Origin of the sequence: Aeromonas media, assembly GCF_000819985.1 — a bacterium.
Classification (GTDB): Bacteria; Pseudomonadota; Gammaproteobacteria; order Enterobacterales; family Aeromonadaceae; genus Aeromonas; species Aeromonas media.
Window position 1 is genome coordinate 12,681 of record NZ_CDBZ01000137.1, and the last position, 23,948, is coordinate 36,628.

Genomic DNA, 23,948 nt, shown 5'->3' on the forward strand with positions numbered 1-23,948 from the left:
CTGCACAACTATCAACCCCAGCCCCGCCCACCCCTCTCCTCCCTGAAAGAAGAGACGTTGCGCCAGGCCATCAGCCTCAGCAGCAACCGCCAGATCAACCTGCGCAAGGAGCGCCAGGCCGTGACCGACAGCCTCAACCAGCTGGAGAGCACGGGCCAGGAGTATCATGTGCGGGTCGATGAGCTGCGCAAGCAGCTGTTGCAGACCCGCTCCCAGCTCGATCGCCTGAGCTTCAGCAACGAGTCGGACAGGCTGCAGGAGGCCCAGCAACTGGCCACCCGCCTCAAGGAGCAGAGCCTCTCCGACCGGATCCAGATGCTGGAACTGGAACAGCTCTCCGCCCAGCAGCGCAACGATCTCGGCAAGCTGAAACTGCAGGAGCTCAACCTCGCCATCACGGACGAGGACGAGTGGCAGAACAGCCTGCTCGCCCAGCAAAACCAGTTGCGGCGAGAAAAGACGGTGCAGGCGTTGGCCGAGAGCGAGCGGCTGCGCAGGCAGCTCACCTCGGATCTGCCCCTGCTGCAGGAGCAGCAACAGCAGAACCAGGCGCTATCCCTGCAACTGGGTGCCCTGGAGGATCAGATAGAGCGGGTACAGGACGAGCAGCGCGGCCTCGACACCTCCCTGTCAGGACTGAACGATCTGGTCAACTCGGTGCGCGAACAACTGGAATGGTTGCAGATAAGCAACGCCTACGGCGAAAACCTGCGCAGCAAGCTGGCCGATCTGCCGGCCTACTTCCCGCTGGAGAAACTGGAGTCCGACATCGTCAAGGCGCGCATGGCGAAATACCAGTACGAGACCGAGCAGGATGCCCTCAAGGATCCCGCGCAGATCCGCAACGAGCTGCTCAGCGGGGATGAGATCACCCTGGACAGGGCCCAGCGTGCCGTGCTCGACAACCTGCTCAAGGCCAGACGACAACTGCTGACCCGGCTCAACGACGCCTCGGATACCCTGATTCAGGAGCAGACCCGGCTCAAGCTGCTCTACAGCCGCCAGAACAGCAAGATCGACGAGATCCGCGAGATCAGCGCCAGCCATCTGTTCTGGATGCCGGATGTGCGCCCGCTCACCCCGGCCGTCCTGCTCGGTGTGCCCACCGCCCTGAGCCTGCTGCTCGATCCCGTCAACTGGCTGCAACTGCCCAGGGCCATCGTGGAAAACAACCCCATGACCCTGACCCTGGCCGGGCTCGGTCTGCTGGTGCTTGCCTGGTGCTGGGCCAAGCTGGGACGCCATCTGGTGCAATACAGCCACTACATAGCCCCGCGCATCGGCAAGGTAACCCAGGACAAGTTCAGCCTCACCAGCCGGCTGCTGATGCGCTCCCTGCTCGCGGCCCTGCCGCTGCCCGCCATGGTGTTGATGATGCGCGGCCTGCTGGACGGCGCCTGGCAATACCCCTTCGCGGTGGCGGTGGCCCGCGGCCTTGGCGAGATCTGGTTTTTGCTGCTGGCGCTGCTGGTGGCCCGCCATCTCACCCTAGAGAAGGGGATCCTCATCCTCCATTTCCGCTGGCAGAAAGAGCGGGTCCAGAAGGTGTGGGGCCAGTTCCGCACCCTGCTGCTGGTGCTGATCCCGAGCTTCTTCGTGCAGGGCATGGCCAACAGTTATCAGGAGCACGCCTTCTACGACTCCCTCGGCCGGCTGGCCTTCATCGTCGGCGCCCTCTGGCTGCTGCTGTTCTTCGCCCGCCTCAACCGGGAGAAGCTGCCCCTCACCTGGGGCCAGGCCGACATGACCAAGCCACACCTGCTGCACCACTTCATCTGGAACAGCCTGATGCTGGCCCCCCTGCTGGCGGTACTGGGCACCCTGTTCGGCTACTTCTATACCTCCCGGATCCTGCTGCGCCAGCTGGAGCTGAGCCTGCTGGCTGGGCTCGGCTGCCTGCTCGTCTACTATCTGGCGCACCGCTGGATGCTGATCCAGCGCCGCCGCCTCGCCTTCGATCGTGCCAAGAGCAAGCGGGCCGAGATCCTGGCCCAGCGGGAACGAGAGGATGACGATTTAAGCTCCGAGATCCCGGACGTGGTGGAGGAGCCTGAGCTGGATCTGGACACCATCAGCGCCCAGTCCCTCGGCCTGGTGCGCACCCTGCTGATGCTGGGCTTCACCATGCTGGTACTGGTGCAATGGTCGGATCTCAACTCGGCGTTCAGCTTCCTCAGCAGCATTGAGGTGTGGCAGGTGAGCAGCAAGGTGGCTGGCATAGAGCAACTCTCCGCCATTACCCTGCAGGATCTGATGCTGACCGCCTTCGCCTTCATCCTGACGGTGGTCACCGCCCGCAACCTGCCGGGGCTGATGGAGCTCACCCTGCTCCAGCACCTGAGCCTCTCCCCCGGTACCGGCTTCGCCCTGACCACGGTCAGCAAGTATCTGGTGATCCTCATCGGCGCCCTCACCGGCTTCTCCATGCTCGGCATCGACTGGTCCAAGACCCAGTGGCTGGTGGCGGCGCTCTCGGTGGGTCTGGGCTTCGGTCTGCAGGAGATCTTCGCGAACTTCGTCTCCGGCCTCATCATCTTGTTCGAGAAGCCGATCCGGCTCGGCGACACCGTCACCATTCGCGATCTGACCGGCACTGTCACCAAGATCAAGACCCGCGCCACCACTATCGTGGACTGGGACAGGAAGGAGATCATCGTCCCCAACAAGGCCTTCATCACCGAGCAGTTCATCAACTGGTCGCTGTCTGATGCCATCACCCGGGTCAAGCTGCGCATTCGCATCGGTCTGACCCAGGAACCCAAACGGGTACAACAGTTGCTGGAACAGTGCGTGCAGGAGTCCACTCTGGTGCTGGATACCCCGACCCCCGAGGTGTTCCTGATCGAATTCACCGACTCGGCCCTCATCTACGAGATCCGGCTCTATGTGAACAACATGGACCACAGAATGCCGATCACCCATGAGGTGCACTCGCTGATCCTGGAGAAACTCAACCAGCTCGGCATGCATCTGCCCCACCAGCAGATCGATATCAGGATGAGCCGAGGCTGATGGCTCCCTCCCCTTCATAAGGGGAAGGGTGGGGTTCTAGCTCACTCATCCCCCAATGACGACAACAGGAGCAGCGAATGCAGATCATTGCCCATCGCGGTGCCAGCAAACTGGCACCGGAGAACACCCTCAAAGCGATGGAGATAGCCATCGCACTCGGAGTCGGCGCCATCGAGCTCGACGTACAGTGGGCAGACGGCGAGCTCTGGGTCTTCCACGACCGACGGCTGGAGCGTTGCACCGACGGCCATGGGGTGCTGACAGAGCAGTCCCGGGACTATCTTGCGAGCCTGGATGCGGGGGACGGGGAGCGGATCCCGACCCTGTGGCAGGTGATGAGCCTGATTGCGGGGCGCTGCGAGCTGCACATCGAGCTCAAGGGGGCGCACACCGCCGAGCCGGTGGCGGCCCTGACCAGGCGGGCCGAGGCGGAGCTTGGCTTCACCCCGCCCCACTGGGTCGTCTCCTCGTTTCACCATCCCGAGCTGGCGCACTTCGCCCGGCTGAGGCCGGAGCTGCGCCTCGGCGCCCTGACCGCCAGCCTGCCGCTGCACGGCGCCCGCTTCGCCGAAGAGTTGGGGGCCTGGTCCCTGAACTGCGACGTGGATTTTGTCGACGCCGGACTGGTGGCGGATGCCCATCGCCGAGGGTTAAAGGTATTGGTCTATACGGTCGACGAGGTGAGTGATGGGGATGCCCTCGCAGCCATGGGGGTCGATGGCATCTTTACCAACCGGCCAGATCGATTCAGCTGAGTATTAGCACGCCCTGGCAGGCCATCAGGAGGTGAAAAAAGATCGAAAATTTTCTGTGCACCGGGATACATAAAGTCCACTTTCAGCCGATACAGAGTTGGCTCATAACAATAACAAACACCACACAGATCTCAGACTGACGCTCACAAGGATGTAAACATGAACCTATCCATCAAGAACAAGCTGGTCCTCGCCATCGGGGCCATCATCCTGGTCATCACCGGCCTGCAGGTCTGGTACAACACCACCCAGCTGCGCAGCGAAACCCAGCGGCTGATCTGGAGTTTCATCGATGACAGCTCCATCGCCAACGTGAAGGGCATCTCCCGCTGGCTCGATGCCCGCATCAACCTGGTCACCGCCACCAAGGAGGCCTTCACCAAGGAGGACGAGCCCCTCAGTCACCTGGCCCAGTCCATGAACGCGGGCAACTTCGACCTGGTCTATGTGGGCACCAAGGATGGCCGGATGATCCAGAGCAAGCCCACCGATCTGCCGGCCGGCTATGATCCGCGCCAGCGCCCCTGGTACAAGGACGCCACGGCGGCCGGCAAACTCGCCATCACGGCCCCCTACGCCGACATCACCACGGGCCAGCTAATCATCACCATCGCCGAGCCTTTCAGCCGTGGCAACACCGACGGGGTCATCGCCGGTGACGTCTCCATCGACGGTCTGGTGCGGGACGTGCTGGCCATGAACTCGGAAGGCACCTACGCCATCCTGGTGGACAGCAACGGCACCATCATCGCCCACCCGGACAAGGCGCTGGCCCTCAAACCCGCCACCGCCCTCTCTCCCGAGCTGACGGCGGCCAAGGTCAACGAGCTGGCCCATGACAACACCATCTCCGAGATGATGATCAGCGGCAAGGCCAGCGTGTTCGATCTCACCGAGATCCCCAACACCAACTGGTATTTCGGCATAGTGGTGGATGAAGCGGTCGCCTACCAGTCCGTCTCCCGCATGGTCACCTCCGCCCTGCTGCAGGGCCTGCTGACCATCCTCATCGTGGCCGGCTTCTCCTACGTGGCCATCAACAGTTCCCTGGCCCCACTGAAAACCCTGGGCGAGGCGATTGCCGATCTCTCCCGCGGCAATGGCGATTTGACCCGTCGCATCAAGATCGAGCGGGAAGATGAAGTCGGTACCGTCGCCAAACACGTCAACACCTTCATTGAGCGCATCCACGTGATGGTGCAGGACATCTCCAACTCCTCCGGACAGCTCAACCAGCAGGCCAGGTCCTCCCACGACATGGCGGAGAAATCCAACCAGGGGCTGGCCCGCCAGCAGAACGAGATCTCCCAGATTGCGACCGCGGTGCACGAGATGTCCGCCACCGCCGTCGAGGTCGCCAGCAATGCCGAGCAGACCGCAGAGGCGGCCCGCAGCTCCTCCAGCAGTTGCGAGCACGGCAAGCAGGTGATCGCGCGCAACCAGCGCTCCATCACGGATCTCGCCACCCAGGTCAAGCAGGCCTCCGGCATCATCCAGGAGCTGGAGAAGAACGCCCAGGAGATCAACACCATCCTCTCCACCATTCAGGGCATCGCCGAGCAGACCAACCTGCTGGCGCTCAACGCCGCCATCGAAGCCGCCCGGGCCGGTGAGCAGGGTCGCGGCTTCGCCGTGGTCGCCGACGAGGTGCGAGTGCTGTCACAACGTACCCACAGCTCCACCGTCGAGATCCGCAGCATGATCGAGACCCTGCAGCGCAATACCCAGGGCGCTGTCAGCACCATGCACGAGGGTCAACTGCTGGCCCAGAACAGTGTGGAAGATGCGAACGACGCCACCCAGGCCCTGGAGCAGATCACCACCTCCATCAACCAGATCTCCGACATGGCGACCCAGATCTCCAGTGCCGCCGAGGAGCAACGGGCGGTGACCGACGAGGTCAGCCGCAACATCCAGGCGGTCAAGGACGTCTCGGACGAGCTGGCGGTGGATGCGGACAGTTCACGCAACCTCTCGGCTCAACTTAAAAATATTTCAGGTGAGCTCAACAATCAGGTCGGTATGTTCCGCATCTGATCGAATCAATCAAAAGGGGCCGTCCAGGCCCCTTTTTTATATAAACCCTTTTTGTTTCAATGGTTATAATTCCCCTTCGACACAGAACACTCTGTGATCAGCCTCTCCATTCGAATATCCTTGTGACACAAATGATGCCTGCCACGGCTATATTCGCATTACTTTTTTGATGTCTTTTCATCGGTCGCCAACATGATAATAGTTATCATTAAACATTTCTGATAAAAAACTTAAAAACTTTATGGGTAATACCTAAAAAGAGAGGCATTTCTCATTTTTTTGAAAGAAAACTACGTACAATCTTGGGGTTAAAATCACTCGAGTAGCGAGTACGGCTGATCCAGATCACTGATGGATGGCGATAATGACGGCATTTTCATCCAAGGAATGGGGTGGTTGTAATAAAAATCACCGTTGCCAAGCACTAAAACAAAGCAGTTTGACTTGCATCAAGCCTGAATTTTTTTCATAGAGCAAAATCGTGCCCAGCAAATCTATCCCTAAGGAGGCAGATGTGGATATTATCAAGACCGATGTTGCCATCATCGGTGCCGGTGGCGGTGGCCTGCGTGCCGCAATCGCCATTGCAGAAGCCCACCCGGAGCTGGAAATCGCCCTGATTTCTAAGGTCTATCCGATGCGCAGCCACACCGTGGCCGCCGAAGGTGGCGCCGCAGGTGTCGTGCGTGATGACGACTCCCTCGAAAACCACTTCAACGACACCGTCTCCGGTGGTGACTGGTTGTGTGAGCAGGACGTAGTCGAATACTTCGTCAACAACGCCACCAACGAAATGATCCAGCTGGAGCACTGGGGTTGCCCCTGGAGCCGCAAGCCGGATGGCAAGGCCAACGTCCGCCGTTTCGGCGGGATGAAGATCCCGCGCACCTGGTTCGCCGCAGACAAGTCCGGTTTCCACATTCTGCACACCCTGTTCCAGACCTCCATCAAGTACCCGACCATCAAGCGCTACGATGAGCACTTCTGTCTGGACCTGATCGTCGAAGATGGCCGCGTGCAAGGCGTGCTGACCTTCGATATCCAGAACGGCATCACCCGCTTCATCCAGGCCAAGTCCGTGGTGCTGGCTACCGGCGGTGCCGGTCGCGTTTACCGCTACAACACCAACGGTGGCATCGTCACCGGTGACGGCATGGCGCTGGCCTACCGTCACGGCGTACCGCTGCGTGACATGGAATTCGTCCAGTATCACCCGACCGGTCTGCCGGGCACCGGCATCCTGATGACCGAAGGTTGTCGTGGTGAGGGTGGCATCCTGCTCAACAAGGATGGCTATCGCTACCTGCAAGACTACGGCCTGGGCCCGGAAACCCCGGTCGGCCAGCCGAAGAACAAACACATGGAGCTGGGTCCGCGCGATCGTCTCTCCCAGGCATTCTGGCAGGAGCAGCAGAAAGGCCGCGTGATCCAGGGCCCGATGGGCGACGTGGTTCACCTCGACCTGCGCCACCTCGGCGAGAAGTACCTCAAAGAGCGTCTGCCCTTCATCTGCGAACTGGCCAAGGCCTACGTGGGTGTGGATCCGGTCAAGGAGCCAATCCCGGTCCGTCCGACTGCCCACTACACCATGGGTGGCATCGAAACTGACGGCAAGTGCGCTACCCGCATGCCCGGCCTCTACGCCGCTGGCGAGTGTGCCTCCGTTGGCCTGCACGGTGCCAACCGTCTGGGCTCCAACTCCCTGTCCGAGATCGTGGTCTTCGGCAAGGTGGCCGGTGAACAGGCAGCCGAATTCGCGGCGACCCAGCAGCACGGCAACACCGAAGCGCTGGCCGCCAAGGCCGAGGCGCTGATCAAGCAGCACCTCTCGCTGATGGACATCGACGGGACCGAAAACCCGGCCGACATCCGCAACGAACTGGGCATGTCCATGGAAGCTGGCGTCGGTATCTACCGTACCGAAGAGCTGATGCAGGGCACCATCGACAAGATCAACGAGCTCAAAGCCCGTTACAAGAAGATCAAGATCAACGACAAGTCCTCGGTCTTCAACACCGATCTGCTGTACGCCATCGAACTGGGCTACATGCTGGACGTGGCCGAAGCCATGGCGCACTCCGCCATCAACCGTAAAGAGTCTCGTGGTTCCCACCAGCGTCTGGACGGTTATGAGGAGCGTGATGACGTGAATTTCCTCAAGCACACTCTCTCCTTCTATGCACCGGAAGGGGCCCCGACCATCGATTACTCCGATGTGAAGATCACTAAATCCCAACCGGCGAAGCGTGTGTACGGTTCCGAGGGTGAGAAACAAGACGAGGCTAAGAAGAATGGCTGAGATGATCGAAATTGAAATCCTGCGCTACCGTCCCGAGCAGGATAACGAGCCCTGGATGCAGACCTTCCAGGTGCCTTACCTGAAAGAGATGTCCCTGCTGGATGCGCTGCAGTACATCAAGGATCAACTGGACTCCACCCTGAGCTTCCGCTGGTCCTGCCGGATGGCGATCTGCGGCTCCTGCGGCATGATGGTCAATGGCATTCCGAAGCTGGGTTGCAAGACCTTCCTGCGGGACTACCTGCCGGGCAAGATGAAAATCGAGCCGCTCAACAACTTCCCGATCGAGCGCGACTTGGTGGTCGACATGTCCGATTTCATCGAGAAGCTGGAGAGCATCAAGCCCTACATCATCCCGAGCGAACCGCGCAGCCTGTGCGACGGCGAGTACACCCAGACTCCGGCCGACATGGCGAAATATCACCAGTTCTCCATGTGCATCAACTGTGGTCTGTGCTACGCCGCCTGCCCGCAGTATGGCATCAACAAGAAGTTCACCGGCCCGGCGGCCCTGGCGCTGGCTTATCGCTACAACGCCGACAACCGCGACAGCGCGTCCAAAGAGCGGATGAAGATCATCAGCCAGGACGAGGGCGTCTGGGGTTGTACCTTCGTGGGTTATTGCTCCGATGTCTGCCCCAAGGGTGTGGATCCGGCCGCAGCCATCCAGCTTGGCAAGGTCGAGAGCGCCAAGGACTACATGATCGCCATGTTCAAGCCGGATTGAGGAGTGAGACCATGAACAACACAGAGAGCAAACGTAAGCCTTACGTGCGCGAAATGAAGAAAGACTGGTGGCTGAAGAATGCCTTCTACACCGGTTACATGATCCGCGAAGGCACCAGCATCTTCGTCTCCATCTATGCCGTCGTGCTGATGTGGGGTCTGTTGCGGCTGGTTCAGGGTCAGGAAGCGTTCAACGGCTGGCTGGAATCCCTGCAAAGCCCGGTCGCCATCCTGTTCCACGTCATCGCGCTGGCAGCCTGCCTGTTCCACGCCAAGACCTGGTTCGCCCTGGCCCCCAAGGCCATGCGTATTTTCCGTGGTGAAGACCTGGTGCCGGAGAAGCCTATCGTCATCGCCCAGTATGTGGCGCTGGCGGTGGTATCCCTGCTGATCCTGATCATCGTGGCTTGAGGAGATTAATGATGAGACGTTCTGACGAGCCCATTTACTGGGGACTGTTTGGTGCCGGTGGCATGGTTGTCGCCATGCTGCTGCCGGTGATTGTCCTCATTACTGGTCTGCTGGTGCCCATGGGCATCATGGACGTGGAGACCATGAGCTACGAACGCGCACTCGAGTTCGCCAGCTCCTGGTGGGGTGCCTGCATCCTGCTGGTGATCATCGCCCTGCCGATCTGGCACGGCATGCACCGCATCTACCACGGCCTGCATGATCTCGGGATCCACACCACCAAGCTGCACCACTACGTGTTCTATGGCTTCGCCTTCCTGGTGTCAGCCATCACCGTCGGTCTGCTGATGGTGCTGGTACTCCAGTAATCCTTTAGTTGCCAGCAACAGATGATAAAACCGGGCCCAGTGCCCGGTTTTTGTTTGGCTGATGGTTGGCGCGCGGCGCGTTGTCTGGCTGCGTATTGCTCAAGGAAGCGGCGCTGACTCCGGCCACAGGGCCCGCAGGGGCGCCGGCATGGCGCCGAGGCGAAGCAGCGGGGTCTGGTGCCACTGCGCCAGTTTTTGCAGCGCCTTCTCCAGATCCTGCGCCAGGCTGGCGGTCACCCTGACCCCTGGCTCCAGATAGAGGCTCTTGACCTCGAACACCCCCTCCTTGCGATGGGCCTTGGCATCCAGGCGCCCCACCAGCTTGCCTCGGCGCAGCAGAGGCAGCACGAAGTAGCCGTACTGGCGTTTGGGGGCCGGGGTGTAGCACTCGATGCGGTAGTCAAAGCCAAACAGTTCGCTGGCTCGCTTGCGATCCCACACCAGGGGATCGAAGGGTGAGAGCACGGCGGTGTGGGTCGCCTTGAGGCTGCCTGCCTGGGCCCGGGTCAGCTCATCGGAGAGCGATGCGTGCACGAAGGCACCGTGCTGCCAGCCCTCCACCCGCACCGGCAACAGCTCCCCCTCGTCCGCCAGCTGATGGAGCAGGACATCGTATTTGCCGCGCTTGAGCCGGTAGTAATCCGCCACCCAGCCGGTCTTGACCAGCCCCAGCGCCCGGCAGCTGGCACGCACCATGTCCCGCTGGGCGAGCTCAGGGCTCGGCAGATCCCGCCCGTCGTCCCACTCGGGCATGACCCGCTCGGCGAGATCGTAGACCCGCTGGAAGTTGCGCCGCTCGCGCACCATCAGCTGACCCGCGGTGAACAGCACCTCCAGGTGGCGCTTCTCGGGCTTCCAGTCCCACCAGCCGTTGCCGCCCCCCTTGCGTTCGCCTCTTTCGTTTCCAATATCGGCTGCCCGCACCGGGCCCTCCCGGCGGATGCGCTCGACTATCTGCGCAATCTCGCCGCCGTGGGTCTTGAGCCACTGGGCGGAGAACTTCCAGCCCATGGCGGCGGGATCCAGCATGCGATGGCGCAGCAGCCGGTAATCCTCCCGGGGGACGAAGCAGGCCTCGTGGGCCCAGTATTCGAAGAGATCCCCCTCGGCCAGCAACTGCTCCAGCCAGCGCGGATCGTAGTGGCCGAGCCGGCTGAACAGCACCAGATAGGGGCTGCGGGCCACCACCGAGATGGTGTCTATCTGCAGCAGCGCCATGCGGCGGATGCAGTCAAGCAGATCGGAGGGGCCGGCCTTGGCGCGGCGCGGGGTCAGCAGCCCCTGGGCGGCGAGTTGCAGGTGGCGGGCGTCTTGCAATGACAAATGGGGGATCGACATGAAAATAGGGGCATCCGTTCCTGAGTGTCAGGTCACCAGCATGCCCAAGCCGCCGCCAAATGAAAATGCCCCGTTCAGGGTTTGGTGAACACGGCCACATCGGTGTGGGGGAAGCAGAGGTCCGCCTGCCAGCGGGCAGCCAGGGCGCGGAACGACGCCTCGGCAAAGAAGACGATGTGGGTCGGATCGTGGCGATAACGCCAGCTCTTGAAGCGCTCGTCACCCAGCACCCGCTGGGTCTGCAACACCAACACGCCGCCGGGGTTGAGGCAGGCCCAGAGCCCGTCCAGCACGGCGCGGGGGGCGGCCAGGTGCTCTATCACCTCGGTGCTGGTGATGAAATCGTAGCGACGAGTGAGCAGCTCGGGCTGGTCGGCATAGAACTTGTCGTAACCCGCCATATCAAAGCCCGCCTCCCGCCCCATGGCGATGAGGGCAGGCCCGGGACCGCAGCCGAAATCGAGGCCACAGGCAGGAGGGCTCACCCGGGAGAGCACCTCGCCGAAGGCCCGCATCAGAAAGCCGCGATAACGGGGATCATCCACCCGGTTGTCATGCCCGTCATAGACCGCCTTCTCTGCCGCATCGTCCAGATGATCCGCCTCATCCAGCCAGACCAGCTCGCAGTCCAGACAACGGTGATAGCGCTTGCCTGCCACCGACAGGGGGTAACTGTGGCGAGCCGAGCAGAGGGGGCAGCTGACGCTTGATGACATGACGGATCCTCCTGGGTAACAGCCGCGCAGATTGCCTGCCCGCCGCCTTGCTGACAACTTTTTTTGCGCCTTAAGGGTTTCTTAAGTTTGCCCTTTTACTCTCAACCCATCGCAAGAGAAGGAGCCAACCATGACCATCGAGATCCAAGCCCCCTACAGGTTGATCCTGGCCGAATCCCCGCAGCAGGTCATGGCGCTGCAAACTTATATCCAGGCCGCCTACACCCTCGAATTCAACGCCCGCATTCCCCATTTTCTGCCCTGTCTGCTCGGGCTCTACCGGGCCGATGGGGTGCTGGTCGGCGCCTGTGGCCTCAACCAGGCCTGCAACGGCGAGGGCGAGCAACCCCTCTATCTGGAGCAGTATCTGGAGCAACCCATCGAGGCCGCCATCGAAACCCGCCTCGGGGTAAGACCGGCCCGCAGCCGCATCATCGAAGTGGGCAACCTCGCCTGCAGCGAGCCGGGCAATGCCCGCCTGATGTTTGCCGCCCTGTGCCGCCTGCTGTGTGACAACGCCCTCGATTACGTGGTGTTCACCGGCACCGCCAAACTGCGCAACAGCTTTGCCCGGCTGCGTCTCAACCCGGTGGAGCTGGCCCCCGCCCAGGCCCACCAGGTGGGGGAAGACGCCAGTGCCTGGGGAGAGTACTACCGCTGCCAACCCAAGGTGATGGCAGGGGACATCAACCAGGGGCGCGAGGTGCTCGCCCAGAGCAGCCTGCTGCTCAACCTGTTGGGGCCCATGCCCATGCTTTTTAGCCACGCCGACAATGACAAGAGGTGCGCTCAATGAGCCTGTTTGACGCCATCGCCCGCCACGCCAGCCTGACGCCGCGACAACCGGCACTGCAAGGCAGCCAGGGTTTGCTGGATTACCAGACCCTGTGGCAGCAGATCCAGCACCTGGCCGACCGCTTGCAGCAAGCCGGCATTCGCCGCCTGGCCCTGCAGCTCGACAACGGTCTGCCCTGGGCGCTGCTCGATCTGGCCTGCACCCGGGCCGGGATCGTGGTCATTCCAGTTCCCCACTTCTTCAGCCCGGCGCAGCAATCCTGGCTGCTGGAGAGCAGCGGGGCCGACGCCCTGGTGGGGCCCGAACATGAGGGCTGGCAGGCCGCAGCCCCCCTCATCCTGATGACGGGCACCGCCGACGAACAGGAGCTGCCCCTGTGGCGGCGCACCCCGCTCGCGCCTCCGGCCCTGCCGGACGGCACAGCCAAGATCACCTATACCTCGGGCACCACGGGCCAGCCCAAGGGGGTCTGCCTGTCCCTTGCCCAGATGATGGCTGTCTGCGAATCCCTGGCCCTAAGGGTCGCCCCGGCCGGGGTTGAACAGCACCTGACCCTGCTGCCCCTGGCCACCCTGCTGGAGAATCTGACCGGTCTGTACGTGCCACTGCTCACCGGCGCCTGCAGCCGCATCCCCTCGCTCGGCGAGCTGGGTTTCACCGGCTCCAGCACCCTCGACCCGGCCATGCTGGGTCAGGCCCTGGCACGCTGGCCCAGCCACAGCCTGGTGCTGGTACCCGAGCTGCTGCGCCTGCTACTGGCGCTGTGCGCCAACACCCCGGCCCTGGCCGAACACCTCAAGGGGCTTCGCTTCGTCGCCGTCGGTGGCGGCAAGGTCGCCCCCGCGCTCATCGCCCATGCCCGTGCGCTGGGGCTGCCAGTCTATGAGGGCTATGGCCTGTCGGAGTGCGGTTCGGTCGTGGCGCTCAACGGCCCGGACGATGACCGTCCGGGCAGCGTCGGCCGCCCCCTGCCCCACTGCCAGGTGACGATCGCCGCCGACGGCGAAGTCATGGTGAGCGGCAGCGCCATGCTCGGCTATCTGGGGGAAGAGGGCGCTGCGGCCAGCCAGATCGCCACAGGGGATCTGGGTCACCTGGACTCAGAGGGCTACCTGCACATCACGGGGCGCAAGAAGAACGTGCAGATCACCGCCTTTGGCCGCAACTTTTCGCCGGAGTGGGTGGAGGCCCAGGCCCAGCTCTGCCCGGCCATCGTCCGCATCGTGATCTTCGGTGACGGCCAGCCCGCCAACGTCGCCCTGATCCAGCCGCTGCCGGGCACCCAGTTCCAGTTGGCCGAGCAGATTGCCCGGCTCAACCAGCAGTTGCCCGATTACGCCCGCATCCATCACTGGCTGCCGGTGGCGCTGGATCAGCACCCCGGCCTGCTGACGGCCAACGGTCGCCCCCGTCGCAACGAGATTTATCACCACTTTTCCCGGCAGATCGACCAATGCCTGACTCAAGGCCTCACAGGAGAATCCTCATGAGTTTCTACCAGACCCTGCAACACGCCACCGCCGTCGAGCGCGAGCACCTGTTCAATGCCCCCATCATCGAGGCCTGCCGCCGCGGCGACATCAGCCGGGAGACCTACCTCGCCTTTCTGGCAGAGGCTTACTACCACGTGCGCCACACGGTGCCGCTCCTGATGGCCACCGGCGGCAAGCTGGGACAGGAGTATGAGTGGGTGCGCGGCGCCATCCGGGAGTACATCGACGAGGAGTACGGCCACCAGGAGTGGATCCTCAATGACATCCGCGCTTGCGGCGGTGACGCCGAGGCGGTGCGCCATGGCCGACCCGGCCTGCCCATCGAGCTGATGGTCGCCTTCCTCTACGACCAGATCCAGCGCGGCAACCCCATGGGCTTCTTCGGCATGGTGCAGGTGCTGGAAGGCACCAGCGTCGCCATCGCCCTGACGGTGGCGGACCAGCTCAAGAGCGGTCTGGGCCTGCCACCCCAGGCGATGAGCTACCTCAGCTCTCACGGCGCCCTGGATCAGGAGCACCTCAAGTTCTTCGAATCCCTGATGAACCGGGTGGAAGACGCCGCCGATCAGGCCGCCATCATTCACTCAGCCAAGGTGGTCTACCGCCTCTATGGCGACATGCTCCATCAGCTCACGGGATCCTGCCAATGAAGCTCGAAGGCAAACGCATACTGCTCACCGGCGCCAGCGGCGGCATAGGGGAAGCCCTGGCCCTGGAGCTGGCGGCCCAGGGGGCGCATCTGCTGCTGCACGGACGCCGGGCCAGCGCACTGGAACGGCTGCGCAAGGAGCTGCCCCACCCAGAACGCCATCAGACGGTGACCGCCGATCTGGGCTCGCCCCAGGAGCGGGCCCGGTTGTTGCAGCACCCGGCGCTGGATGACGGGCTGGACGTGCTGATCAACAGCGCGGGCTGCAACCAGTTCGCCTGGCTGGAGGATCAGAGCAGCGAGCAGGTGACGCGCCAACTGCTGCTCAACGTCGAGGCTCCCATCCAGCTCACCCGCGCCCTGCTGCCGAGGCTGCGCAAGCCCGCCGTCATTATGAACATAGGCTCCAGCCTCGGGGCCATCGGCTATGCCGGTTACAGCGTTTATTGCGCCAGCAAGTTTGCCCTGCGGGGCTTTAGCGAGGCGCTGGGCCGGGAGCTGGAGGGCTCCGGCATCAAGGTGCTGCACTTTGCCCCCCGCGCCACCCGCACCCACCTCAACTCCGAGGCGGCCTACGCCATGAATGCCGAGCTCGGCACCCACACCGACAGCCCTCAGGACGTCGCCGAGGAGGCCGTCATCGCCCTGTGCAACGAGACACGCCGCAGCTGGCTCGGCTGGCCGGAGAAGCTGTTCGTGCGGCTCAACGGCCTGCTGCCCGCCCTGGTCGACAGAGCGCTGGCCAGACAACTGCCCGTCATCGAGCGCCATGCCCGCCGCCCAGCCCACCCGGCCACCGATCACGGGGACAACCCCACCTGTGCCACGCACGAGAAGGAACATTGAGATGAAACACGCCACTTTCCGCCCCCGATTTGGCCACAGCGTCCTGCTGCTCGCCCTCGCCAGCAGCCTGGTTCAGGCCGCAGATGCCCTGCCCACCATTCAACAGCAGTGGGCCCACTGCCAGTACCAGCAGACCGGCAAGGCCAAGGAGAGCTGCCTGGAGACCCTGAGTGCCCAGGCGGATCAGGCCAGTGCCAAGGAGGCCTTTCGCACCGATCTGCTGATCTGGTCTGCCATCGTCAAGAGCACCTGGGCCGGCGCCAAGGGCGGCCTCGGTGCCCTCAGCCTGGTGAAAGAGGCCAAGGCCAAGCTGGAGATTGCCATCAAGCAGGATCCCAAGGCGCTGGAGGGCTCCGCCTACACCAGCCTGGGCTCGCTCTACTACCAAGTGCCGGGCTGGCCGGTCGGGTTCGGGGATGACGACAAGGCCGAGCAGCTGCTCAAGCAGGCACTCACCATCAATCCCACCGGCATCGATCCCAACTTCTTCTACGGCGATTTCCTGCTGGAACAGGGGGACAAGGCCCAGGCGAAGATCTATCTGGACAAGGCCCTGGCCGCCCCGGCCAGACCGGGCCGCGAGGTGGCGGACGAAGGGCGCAAGACGGAAATCCGCGAGCGTCTCGCCAAGCTATAAACACAAGCAGATCAGTGCGCTATTTAAACTCTGCCCACCAACTTGCATACTGGTGGGCAGCGTCATTTGAGGGGAAAAAAACAATGCGGATCCTGTTGGTGGAAGATGACATGATGCTGGGGGATGGCATGGTGGATGCCCTGCGCAGCAGCGGCTACACGGTGGACTGGCTGCAGCAGGGGCTGCCCGCCCTGTCGGCGCTCAAGAGCGAGGAGTTTGCCGCCTTAATCCTGGATCTCAATCTGCCGGACATCGACGGCATCAGCCTGCTACGCAAGCTGCGCCGGGAGGGACAGACGCTGCCGGTGCTCATCCTCACCGCCCGTGATGCCCTGGACGACCGGGTGCTGGGGCTGGACGCGGGCTCCGACGACTACATGGTGAAACCCTTCGCCCTGCAGGAGCTCAACGCCCGCCTGCGCGCCCTGGTGCGCCGCAGCAAGGGGCAGGCCCAGGCGGTGCTGGAGTATGGCGATATCCTCATCTACCCCGAATCCCAGCAGGTCACCTATCAGGGGGAGGCGATCAGACTGACCCCCCACGAATACAAGCTGCTGCAGGAGCTCATCAGCCAGAGCGGCCGGGTGCTGAGCCGTGATCAGCTGCAGCAGAGCCTCTATGGCTGGGATGAGGGAGCCGAAAGCAATGCGGTGGAGGTACACATTCACCACCTGCGCAAGAAGTTCTTCCCCGAGCTCATCCGCAACATCCGCGGCGTCGGCTACATTGTGCCGCAGCCAGATACCCCGGGCACCAGAGGGATATCCAGCCAATGAGTCGCGTCCGCTCCATCCGTCGCTTCCTGCTCTCCGGCATCCTGGCCCTGGTCAGTCTCAGCCTGGCCGTCAGCGGCCTCATCGGCTATCTGGAAGCCAACCACGAGATGGAAGAGCTGTTCGATGCCCGTCTCGCCCAGTCCGCCCGCATCACCAACCAGCTGCTCAGCCGTTATCTGAAGCAGCGCGGCGAGCTGCCCAGCAACGGCGCCGTCTACCAGGAGTGGGAGCAGGCCGTGCCCGACACCTTTCATCAGGAGAAGCGCAGCTTCAGCCAGCTTGGGCGGGACAACGAGTTCACCCCCTACGGCCACGAGTTCGAACACAACCTCTACTTCCAGCTGCTGAGCGAGCAGGGCATCATACTGCTGCGCTCACCCAATGCGCCGGAGCAGCCCCTGACCACCCTGGAGCGCGGCTTCAACAGCGAGACCAAGGATCACCACGAGTGGCGCACCTTCACCCTCTACAACGAGGATGAGCACACCTGGCTCATCGTGGCGGAGCGCGATGACGAGCGAGGGGAGCTGGCCAGCAAGATGGCCACCCTGACCATGCTGCCGCTCTTCATCACCCTGCCCTTCCTGCTCGTCCTGCTCTGGTGGCTGGTGCAACGTGGCCTGGCTCCGTTGCACCAGCTGACCCAGGCCATCGGCGAGCGCCATCCTGCCAACCTGAGCCCGCTCAACCTGGCCATCAAGGCCGAGGAGCTGACGCCGCTGGTGGCGGAGATCAATCGGCTGATGCACACCCTGGCGGACACCATAGAGCGGGAGAAACAGTTCACCAACGAGGCGGCCCACGAGCTGCGCACCCCGCTGGCGGTGCTACGCATCCACAGCGAGAATGCCTTGGCGGCCGAGGATGATCTCAGCCGCGAACAGGCGCTGCGCAAGATGTTGCTGGCGCTCGATCGCAGCGACCGGCTGATCCGCCAGTTGCTGACCCAGGCCCGCATCGACAATCAGCAGGTCCCGGCGCTCGGCAGGCTGGATCTGAGCCTGCTGTTGCAGGGCACCCTGGCCACCCTTGCCCCCATCGCCCTGAAGAAGGACCTGCAACTCTCCCTCGAGGGCGACGAGCATCTGCAGGTGATGGGACAGGCCATGTTGCTGGAGCTGATGTTTGGCAACCTCATCGACAATGCGCTGCGCTACACCCAGGTGGGCGGCGAGGTCGCCGTGGTGATCACTCAGGAGGGCAACAGGGTCAGGGTCGATGTGCGGGACAATGGCCCCGGCATTCCCACCGCCGCCCTGTCGCGCCTGTGCGAGCGCTTCTTTCGGGTCAACCCCCAGCAGGGGGATGGGGTGGGACTTGGCATGGCCATAGTCCAGCGCATAGTACAGCTGCACGGCGCGGACCTCGACATCCACAACCGGCCCGAGGGGGGCCTTGAGGTGAGCGTGCTGCTGCCCGCCGCCCCCCGCCCGGCATAGGAGGCACAGACCTCAGGGGAGAAAAACGCGGGGCCTCGAGCCCCGCGTGCGATCCTCGCGCCTTTGGAATGACGCCTAACCACAGCTCGGCTGCACCGTGAAGGTGCGGGCGGAGTCCACCGGCCCCAGCTCCGCCAGCAGACGACGACCGAGCAGCACGGGATAGATCATGTCGCTGCGATCCCGCAGGGTGAACCACTCCTTGTAGACCTTGTCACCGACACAGATGGACATAGTCACCGTGGGACGCTCCTCCATGCCACCGGCACCGCGCACCGTCACGCTGCGCTCCACCGGCCGCTCCAGGGTCTGGCGCACCTCCTTGTCGGTGTTGGCATCGGTCAACGCCAGTGTGAAGCGCACCCAGGGCTTGCCGTCACGCTTGAAGTGGTGCAGCTCCCGCGCATCGAGGGACGAGGTGAGCGCCCCGGTATCCAGCTTCATCTTGACCGCGACGCCACTTGGCATGATCAGGCCCTTCTCGATCCAGCCATAGACGGTGGGGGCCGCCCAGGCGCTCGATGAGAAGCAGAGGCTGGCCAACAACAACCAGCCGGCTTTGTGTGATACGGACAATGTGTTCTCCTCGTCGAAGCGGGCCCACGCTGGCCCTCTGCGCCAGAGTGGGCAGCACGCAGGCCCCTGTCAACTGGCAAACGTGGCGCAGGCGCCCAGAACCCCGGCCTCTGGCACTCACGGCATGGGGGATCCGACAGCAGTTGACTCTGGTGCAGGGGGAAAAAAGAGGGGAGAGAGGGGCCACGGCGAGGTGCTGGATGAAGCTGGTGGCCGACCTCAGGTTGTGACGCCAAAGGCTACCACAATGCTGAGCGAATTATCAGTCTTGTTCTGGCGGGATTTTTGCCTAGACTGTTGTAAACCGGAGGCCTTGAAAACCTGCGGTTTTTTTGTGCCTGCCGAAAATTTTGCCCACTGCAACAGTGACTTTCACAAGGCTCAATAAGGAATTTGCAATGCGTATCGAAGAAGACTTGAAGCTCGGTTTCAAGGATGTCCTGTTTCGTCCAAAGCGCTCTACCCTCAAGAGCCGTTCCCAAGTCAGCCTGACCCGTCAGTTCACCTTCAAGCACACCCAGACCCAGTGGCAGGGGGTGCCCGTCATCGCCGCCAACATGGACACCGTCGGCACCTTCGCCATGGCGCGTACCCTGGCCGGCTTCGAGATGATGACGGCGGTACACAAGCACTACAGCCTCGCCCAGTGGCAAACCTTCGTGAACGACACCGATCCTGCTCTGCTGGGCCATGTCATGGTCTCCACCGGCACCTCGGAAGAGGACTTCATCAAGACCCGCCAGATCCTCGCCATGTCCGAGGCGCTGCGCTTCATCTGCGTGGACGTGGCCAACGGCTACTCCCAGCACTTCGTCGAGTTCCTGCGCAAGATCCGTGAAGCCTGCCCGAACCACGTCATCCTGGCGGGCAACGTGGTCACCGGCGAGATGGTGGAGGAGCTGATCCTCTCCGGCGCCGACATCGTCAAGGTGGGCATAGGCCCGGGCTCGGTCTGCACCACCCGGGTCAAGACCGGCGTCGGCTACCCCCAGCTCTCCGCCATCATAGAATGCGCCGATGCGGCCCACGGCCTCGGTGGCCAGATCGTCGGTGACGGCGGCTGCACCTGCCCGGGCGACGTGGCCAAGGCGTTTGGCGGCGGCGCCGACTTCGTGATGCTGGGGGGCATGCTGGCGGCCCACGAGGAGTGCGGCGGCGAAGTGGTGGACGTGGATGGCGAGCCCTTCATGAAGTTCTACGGCATGAGCTCTTCCAGTGCCATGGACAAGCACGCCGGCGGCGTCGCCGAATACCGTGCCTCCGAGGGCAAAACGGTGCTGCTGCCCTACCGCGGCCCGGTCGAGAACGCCGTGCGCGATATCCTCGGCGGTGTGCGTTCCACCTGCACCTATGTCGGCGCCAGCCAGCTGAAAGAGCTCACCAAGCGCACCACCTTCATCCGGGTGCGCGAGCAGGAGAACAACGTCTACGGCAAGGAGTAATCTGCCGCAGCCCCGTCACGCGCTGACGGTTAGAAGCCAGGCCACCGGTGTGCTACCCTGCGCACCGGTTTTTTTGCATCTGGAACCTCAAGCCATGACAAGCCCCCTGCCCCCCTTCGACTGGGACATCTTCTGCACAGTGGTGGACAACTTCGGCGACATAGGCGTCACCTGGCGGCTGGCCCGCCAGCTCGAGCAGGAAGGGCATGGAGAGGTGCGGCTCTGGGTGGACGACCTGGCGAGCTTTGCCCGCATCTGCCCGGGGCTTAATCCCGCGCGGGATCGCCAGTGGGTTGAGGGAATTCACATCCAACGCTGGCAGGGCCCCCTGCCAGCGGATGCCATTCCGGCCAGAGTGGTCATAGAGGCCTTCGCCTGCGAGCTGCCCGCCCCCTTTATCGAACGCATGGCCGAGCAGAGCCCGCCCCCCTGCTGGATCAATCTGGAGTATCTCTCGGCAGAGAGCTGGGTCGAGGATTGCCACGGCCTCGCCTCGCCGCAGCGGGTCGGCAAGCTGAGCCTCAATAAATACTTCTTCTTCCCGGGCTTCACGGCTAAGACCGGTGGACTCTTGTGCGAGCAGGGGCTCATCGCCGAGCGGGAGCGGTGGCAGCAGGATGAGGCAGGCCTTGCCGCCTACTGGGCGAGCCTGGGGCTGCCGCCCAGGGCGCAAGACGAGCTGCGGATAAGCCTCTTCACCTACGAGAGCGAGGCGCTGAAAAGCCTGGTGCAAAGCTGGAGCCAGGGCGCCACCCCGGTCACCCTGCTGCTGCCGCTCGGTCGCTCCCTCAACGACGTGCTCAGCGGCGCAGGGCTTGAGAGTGCCATCGGCACGGCCAGGGCGGGGGAGCTGCTTCAGGTGGGCCAACTTGCCATCAAGCTGCTGCCGATGACGAGCCAGGCAGGCTACGATCGGCTGCTGTGGAGCTGCGATCTCAACCTGGTGCGCGGCGAAGACTCCTTCGTGCGAGCCCAATGGGCGGCAAGGCCCTTCCTGTGGCACATCTATCCCCAGGACGATCAGGCTCACATTGCCAAGCTGGATGATTTCCTTGACCACTACTTATCTAGCTTGCCAGATCTGGCCGACTTGCCGACCGATGCGGCCCACTGGCTGCGCGCCTTCAATCATGCCCTCAACCATGGGCAAGATGTGCGCGAACTCTGGGCCCAATGGCCGCAATTCGGCACTATTTGGCAACAACATGCGCGAAGCTGGTCACAGAAGTTGCTTGCCGATGGGGATCTCGTCACTCGGCTGGTGAAATTTTTAGAAAGCCGTATATAATCTGGCAGTTTTTATCTGCCCGTATACGAACAGGAATTTTTACATGAAAACCGCACAGGAAATCCGCGCTGGTAACGTCGTCATGATCGGTACCGAGCCGATGGTGGTCCAGAAAGCCGAATTCAACAAATCCGGCCGTAACTCCGCCGTGGTCAAGATGAAGCTGAAAGGCCTGCTGAACGGCAGCGCCACCGAGACCGTATTCAAGGCCGACGACAAGCTGGAAGTCGTTCAGCTGGAGCGTAAAGAGTGCACCTACTCTTACTTCTCCGACCCCCTGTATGTCTTCATGGACACCGAGTACAACCAGTACGACGTCGAGAAAGACAACCTGGGTGACGCCCTGAACTACATGGTTGACGGCATGGAAGACATCTGCGAAGTGACTTTCTACAACGAGAAAGCCATCTCCGTAGAACTGCCGACCACCATCGTTCGCGAAGTCGAGTACACCGAGCCGGCCGCCCGTGGCGACACCTCCGGTAAAGTGACCAAGCCGGCCCGCCTGAAGGGCACCACCTACGAGCTGGCCGTTGCCGCCTTCGTAGAGATCGGCGACAAGATCGAAATCGATACCCGCACCGGTGAATTCAAGCGTCGCGTCAACTGATTTGACGGCTTCACGCCCGTGTTGAAAAAAGCGAGCCCCAGGCTCGCTTTTTCTTTATGGGCACCGGCCCTGCGATCATTCAGCCCCGGTCAGTGACAGTGGGCCTTCCATTGAGGGAGAATTCCCCTGCCCCCTTTCGTCTCGCGCCGATTGGGACTACACCATGAAGTCAGGTTCCTCCTCCCTCACAGGCTCCCTATGACATCTCATCAAAAACTTCTGCTGTTGCTGCTCACCCTGGTACTGCTGGTGCTCTCCGGCTGGCAACCCTATGACAGGGTCACCTGGCTGCTGGAAGTCGCCCCCGTGCTGATCGTCGTGCCGCTGTTGCTGCTGAGCCAGCGCAGCTACCCCCTCACCAGCCTGCTCTACCTGTGCATCTTTCTGCACGGGGCCGTGCTGATGCTGGGGGGTGCTTACACCTATGCCCGGGTGCCGCTCGGTTTCGACCTGCAGCAGTGGTTCGATCTCGGTCGCAACCCCTATGACAAGATTGGCCACTTCTTCCAGGGGTTCGTGCCCGCCCTGGCCTGTCGCGAGATACTGCTGCGCGGCCACCATGTGCAGGGCAAGAAGATGCTGGTGTTTCTGGTGATCTGCGTGGTGCTCGCCGTCAGCGCCAGCTATGAACTCATCGAGTGGGGCGCCGCTCTGGCTCTGGGTCAGGGCGCCGACGAGTTCCTCGGCACCCAGGGGGATCCCTGGGATACCCAGTCCGACATGTTCTTCGCCCTGATGGGGGCCGTCAGCGCCCTATTGCTGCTCTCCCCCCTGCACGACCGCCAGCTCGGCAGGCTTGCCCGGCCCTGAGCCCGTCGAGGGAAGGGCCTGCCCCTTCCCTCTTGCTACTGGATCCCCCGACCCCCTTCAGAAATCCGGCACGCCGCCGCTAACCCAGTCAACCGGGGAGCGCATTATGGCCAGATTATCCTTACCACTGCTGTTTTTGACCCTGCTGGCGAGCACCACCTTGCCGGCCAACGAGATCTCGCCCCCGGCCCCTCTCTATCACTGGCAGGAGAGCGACTGGAAGGGAGTGCCTGACAGCACCCGGATCGACAAGCAGAGGGTGCTCTTTGCCAAGCACGACGGCGACAGCTATCTGGGGCTTGCCATCCTGCTGCCGGACTGGCAGCGTAGCGGCCAGCTGTGGCAACTGACCCGGGATCTGGGTCGACTCGGCTTCGATACCCTGCTGCTGCTCCCCTACCCCCAGCAGACCGAGCTGGATCCGGCCTCAGAGCAGAAGCAGGAGAGCATTGACGCATTTCGCCGGCAATTTGCCGAACGCATCGTCAAGCTCGGTGACGCCAAGCTGCAGGAGGGCGGGTTCAAGCTGTTGCTGGCGCAAGGCACCAGCGCGGCCTGGGCCGCCAACCTCATCACCAGCGAGCAATTGCCCGCCCCCGATGCCCTGGTGCTGCTCGACGGTTTCTTTCCCAACCAGCTGAGCAACCAGACCCTGGCCAAGCAGGTGGCCCAGGCCAGCATTCCCACCCTGGATCTCTATCAGGAAGACGGGGGACGCTGGCCCCTGCTGGCTGCCGAGGCTCGCCAGAGCGAGAGCCGCCGCAGCCACAAGCTCAACTACCGTCCCTATGCCTTGATGGAACTGGGCGAAACGCCGGGTCGCATCCAGGGCTGGCTGACCCATCTGGGCTGGATCTGACCCCAAAAATGCCGCCGGCCTCACATCCGGCGCGATTGCCAAGCCATTGATGCGCTGCAAACTGG

The 23,948-nt window shown here is 62.8% G+C and carries 22 protein-coding genes; 19 read left to right on the plus strand and 3 right to left on the minus strand.

Going from position 1 to position 23,948, the window contains the following annotated elements; genetic code table 11:
- The 7 genes from mscM to frdD form a co-directional block, all read left to right on the plus strand.
- A partial coding sequence (gene mscM, locus BN1127_RS11905) for a miniconductance mechanosensitive channel MscM (RefSeq protein ID WP_042649590.1) occupies nucleotides 1–3,012 on the plus strand: 3,012 nt, incomplete at its 5' end.
- A gap of 77 nt (nucleotides 3,013–3,089) precedes the next feature.
- The gene (locus BN1127_RS11910; protein WP_042649591.1) at nucleotides 3,090–3,767 is read left to right on the plus strand and encodes a glycerophosphodiester phosphodiesterase; all 678 of its coding nucleotides are present in this window, start codon (nucleotides 3,090–3,092) and stop codon (nucleotides 3,765–3,767) included.
- 159 nt (nucleotides 3,768–3,926) lie between these two features.
- Nucleotides 3,927–5,804, plus strand: a complete 1,878-nt coding sequence (locus BN1127_RS11915) for a methyl-accepting chemotaxis protein (protein WP_005329900.1) — start codon at nucleotides 3,927–3,929, stop codon at nucleotides 5,802–5,804.
- Between the two features lie 514 nt (nucleotides 5,805–6,318).
- A complete protein-coding gene (gene frdA / locus BN1127_RS11920) occupies nucleotides 6,319–8,103 on the plus strand; it encodes a fumarate reductase (quinol) flavoprotein subunit (protein ID WP_042649592.1) in 1,785 nt (594 codons plus the stop codon).
- Nucleotides 8,096–8,830 carry a succinate dehydrogenase/fumarate reductase iron-sulfur subunit gene (locus tag BN1127_RS11925; RefSeq protein WP_005317203.1) on the plus strand — a complete coding sequence of 245 codons (735 nt, stop codon included), beginning with the start codon at nucleotides 8,096–8,098 and terminating at the stop codon, nucleotides 8,828–8,830. Before frdA ends, BN1127_RS11925 begins: the two co-directional genes overlap by 8 nt.
- 11 nt (nucleotides 8,831–8,841) lie before the next feature.
- Complete coding sequence (locus tag BN1127_RS11930) at nucleotides 8,842–9,240, plus strand: fumarate reductase subunit C (protein ID WP_041205215.1); 399 nt, start codon at nucleotides 8,842–8,844, stop codon at nucleotides 9,238–9,240.
- An 11-nt stretch (nucleotides 9,241–9,251) separates the two neighbouring features.
- Nucleotides 9,252–9,608 (plus strand): fumarate reductase subunit FrdD, encoded by a 357-nt coding sequence (frdD, locus tag BN1127_RS11935; RefSeq protein WP_041205216.1) that lies wholly within the window; start codon nucleotides 9,252–9,254, stop codon nucleotides 9,606–9,608.
- Nucleotides 9,609–9,707: 99 nt separating this feature from the next.
- On the opposite strand, the gene BN1127_RS11940 is transcribed toward frdD, so the two are convergent.
- Complete coding sequence (locus BN1127_RS11940; RefSeq protein WP_042649593.1) at nucleotides 9,708–10,946, minus strand: winged helix-turn-helix domain-containing protein; 1,239 nt, start codon at nucleotides 10,944–10,946, stop codon at nucleotides 9,708–9,710.
- 74 nt (nucleotides 10,947–11,020) lie between these two features.
- Nucleotides 11,021–11,662 carry a class I SAM-dependent methyltransferase gene (locus tag BN1127_RS11945; protein WP_042649594.1) on the minus strand — a complete coding sequence of 214 codons (642 nt, stop codon included), beginning with the start codon at nucleotides 11,660–11,662 and terminating at the stop codon, nucleotides 11,021–11,023.
- A 130-nt stretch (nucleotides 11,663–11,792) separates the two neighbouring features.
- Here BN1127_RS11945 and BN1127_RS11950 point away from each other — a divergent pair, with 130 nt between their 5' ends.
- The 7 genes from BN1127_RS11950 to BN1127_RS11980 all read left to right on the plus strand — a co-directional run bounded on the left by BN1127_RS11950 (nucleotide 11,793) and on the right by BN1127_RS11980 (nucleotide 18,298).
- Nucleotides 11,793–12,458, plus strand: a complete 666-nt coding sequence (locus BN1127_RS11950) for a thermostable hemolysin (RefSeq protein WP_042649595.1) — start codon at nucleotides 11,793–11,795, stop codon at nucleotides 12,456–12,458.
- Entirely contained in the window at nucleotides 12,455–13,948 is a 1,494-nt protein-coding gene (locus BN1127_RS11955) for an AMP-dependent synthetase/ligase (protein ID WP_042649596.1), read from the plus strand. The genes BN1127_RS11950 and BN1127_RS11955 overlap by 4 nt, the downstream gene beginning before the upstream one ends.
- A complete protein-coding gene (locus BN1127_RS11960; protein WP_042649597.1) occupies nucleotides 13,945–14,601 on the plus strand; it encodes an iron-containing redox enzyme family protein in 657 nt (218 codons plus the stop codon). Before BN1127_RS11955 ends, BN1127_RS11960 begins: the two co-directional genes overlap by 4 nt.
- Nucleotides 14,598–15,446 carry an SDR family oxidoreductase gene (locus BN1127_RS11965; RefSeq protein ID WP_042649598.1) on the plus strand — a complete coding sequence of 283 codons (849 nt, stop codon included), beginning with the start codon at nucleotides 14,598–14,600 and terminating at the stop codon, nucleotides 15,444–15,446. The genes BN1127_RS11960 and BN1127_RS11965 overlap by 4 nt, the downstream gene beginning before the upstream one ends.
- Before the next feature lies 1 nt (nucleotide 15,447).
- A complete protein-coding gene (locus tag BN1127_RS11970; protein ID WP_042649599.1) occupies nucleotides 15,448–16,083 on the plus strand; it encodes a tetratricopeptide repeat protein in 636 nt (211 codons plus the stop codon).
- Nucleotides 16,084–16,166: 83 nt separating this feature from the next.
- On the plus strand, nucleotides 16,167–16,859 hold the full coding sequence (locus tag BN1127_RS11975; RefSeq protein ID WP_042649600.1) for a response regulator: 693 nt from the start codon (nucleotides 16,167–16,169) through the stop codon (nucleotides 16,857–16,859).
- Complete coding sequence (locus BN1127_RS11980; protein ID WP_042649601.1) at nucleotides 16,856–18,298, plus strand: ATP-binding protein; 1,443 nt, start codon at nucleotides 16,856–16,858, stop codon at nucleotides 18,296–18,298. The genes BN1127_RS11975 and BN1127_RS11980 overlap by 4 nt, the downstream gene beginning before the upstream one ends.
- Before the next feature lie 75 nt (nucleotides 18,299–18,373).
- Here the strand turns inward: BN1127_RS11980 and rloA3 are convergent, their stop codons facing one another.
- Nucleotides 18,374–18,874 (minus strand): retropepsin-like aspartic peptidase RloA3, encoded by a 501-nt coding sequence (gene rloA3 / locus BN1127_RS11985; RefSeq protein ID WP_081934664.1) that lies wholly within the window; start codon nucleotides 18,872–18,874, stop codon nucleotides 18,374–18,376.
- A 398-nt stretch (nucleotides 18,875–19,272) separates the two neighbouring features.
- Between rloA3 and BN1127_RS11990 the strand changes: the two genes are divergently transcribed.
- From BN1127_RS11990 to BN1127_RS12010, 5 genes are all read left to right on the plus strand, one after another.
- Entirely contained in the window at nucleotides 19,273–20,316 is a 1,044-nt protein-coding gene (locus BN1127_RS11990; protein WP_042649602.1) for a GMP reductase, read from the plus strand.
- Nucleotides 20,317–20,410: 94 nt separating this feature from the next.
- Nucleotides 20,411–21,604 (plus strand): elongation factor P maturation arginine rhamnosyltransferase EarP, encoded by a 1,194-nt coding sequence (gene earP, locus BN1127_RS11995; RefSeq protein ID WP_042649603.1) that lies wholly within the window; start codon nucleotides 20,411–20,413, stop codon nucleotides 21,602–21,604.
- A gap of 43 nt (nucleotides 21,605–21,647) precedes the next feature.
- Nucleotides 21,648–22,214, plus strand: a complete 567-nt coding sequence (gene efp, locus BN1127_RS12000; RefSeq protein WP_011707002.1) for an elongation factor P — start codon at nucleotides 21,648–21,650, stop codon at nucleotides 22,212–22,214.
- A 198-nt stretch (nucleotides 22,215–22,412) separates the two neighbouring features.
- Entirely contained in the window at nucleotides 22,413–23,024 is a 612-nt protein-coding gene (locus BN1127_RS12005) for a DUF2238 domain-containing protein (protein WP_042649604.1), read from the plus strand.
- A gap of 106 nt (nucleotides 23,025–23,130) precedes the next feature.
- Entirely contained in the window at nucleotides 23,131–23,883 is a 753-nt protein-coding gene (locus tag BN1127_RS12010; protein WP_042649605.1) for a DUF3530 family protein, read from the plus strand.
- Nucleotides 23,884–23,948: the final 65 nt, after the last annotated feature.

Excerpts from the sequence above, each read along its gene's own strand:
- BN1127_RS11990 (WP_042649602.1), top strand. The coding sequence starts at position 19,273 with ATGCGTATCGAAGAAGACTTGAAGCTCGGTTTCAAGGATGTCCTGTTT.
- BN1127_RS11955 (WP_042649596.1), top strand. The coding sequence starts at position 12,455 with ATGAGCCTGTTTGACGCCATCGCCCGCCACGCCAGCCTGACGCCGCGA.
- BN1127_RS11970 (WP_042649599.1), top strand. The coding sequence starts at position 15,448 with ATGAAACACGCCACTTTCCGCCCCCGATTTGGCCACAGCGTCCTGCTG.
- BN1127_RS11980 (WP_042649601.1), top strand. The coding sequence starts at position 16,856 with ATGAGTCGCGTCCGCTCCATCCGTCGCTTCCTGCTCTCCGGCATCCTG.
- BN1127_RS12005 (WP_042649604.1), top strand. The coding sequence starts at position 22,413 with ATGACATCTCATCAAAAACTTCTGCTGTTGCTGCTCACCCTGGTACTG.
- BN1127_RS11910 (WP_042649591.1), top strand. The coding sequence starts at position 3,090 with ATGCAGATCATTGCCCATCGCGGTGCCAGCAAACTGGCACCGGAGAAC.
- efp (WP_011707002.1), top strand. The coding sequence starts at position 21,648 with ATGAAAACCGCACAGGAAATCCGCGCTGGTAACGTCGTCATGATCGGT.
- BN1127_RS11925 (WP_005317203.1), top strand. The coding sequence starts at position 8,096 with ATGGCTGAGATGATCGAAATTGAAATCCTGCGCTACCGTCCCGAGCAG.
- BN1127_RS11965 (WP_042649598.1), top strand. The coding sequence starts at position 14,598 with ATGAAGCTCGAAGGCAAACGCATACTGCTCACCGGCGCCAGCGGCGGC.
- frdD (WP_041205216.1), top strand. The coding sequence starts at position 9,252 with ATGAGACGTTCTGACGAGCCCATTTACTGGGGACTGTTTGGTGCCGGT.
- BN1127_RS12010 (WP_042649605.1), top strand. The coding sequence starts at position 23,131 with ATGGCCAGATTATCCTTACCACTGCTGTTTTTGACCCTGCTGGCGAGC.
- BN1127_RS11975 (WP_042649600.1), top strand. The coding sequence starts at position 16,167 with ATGCGGATCCTGTTGGTGGAAGATGACATGATGCTGGGGGATGGCATG.
- BN1127_RS11940 (WP_042649593.1), bottom strand. The coding sequence starts at position 10,946 with ATGTCGATCCCCCATTTGTCATTGCAAGACGCCCGCCACCTGCAACTC.
- BN1127_RS11950 (WP_042649595.1), top strand. The coding sequence starts at position 11,793 with ATGACCATCGAGATCCAAGCCCCCTACAGGTTGATCCTGGCCGAATCC.
- BN1127_RS11945 (WP_042649594.1), bottom strand. The coding sequence starts at position 11,662 with ATGTCATCAAGCGTCAGCTGCCCCCTCTGCTCGGCTCGCCACAGTTAC.
- BN1127_RS11915 (WP_005329900.1), top strand. The coding sequence starts at position 3,927 with ATGAACCTATCCATCAAGAACAAGCTGGTCCTCGCCATCGGGGCCATC.
- BN1127_RS11960 (WP_042649597.1), top strand. The coding sequence starts at position 13,945 with ATGAGTTTCTACCAGACCCTGCAACACGCCACCGCCGTCGAGCGCGAG.
- earP (WP_042649603.1), top strand. The coding sequence starts at position 20,411 with ATGACAAGCCCCCTGCCCCCCTTCGACTGGGACATCTTCTGCACAGTG.
- BN1127_RS11930 (WP_041205215.1), top strand. The coding sequence starts at position 8,842 with ATGAACAACACAGAGAGCAAACGTAAGCCTTACGTGCGCGAAATGAAG.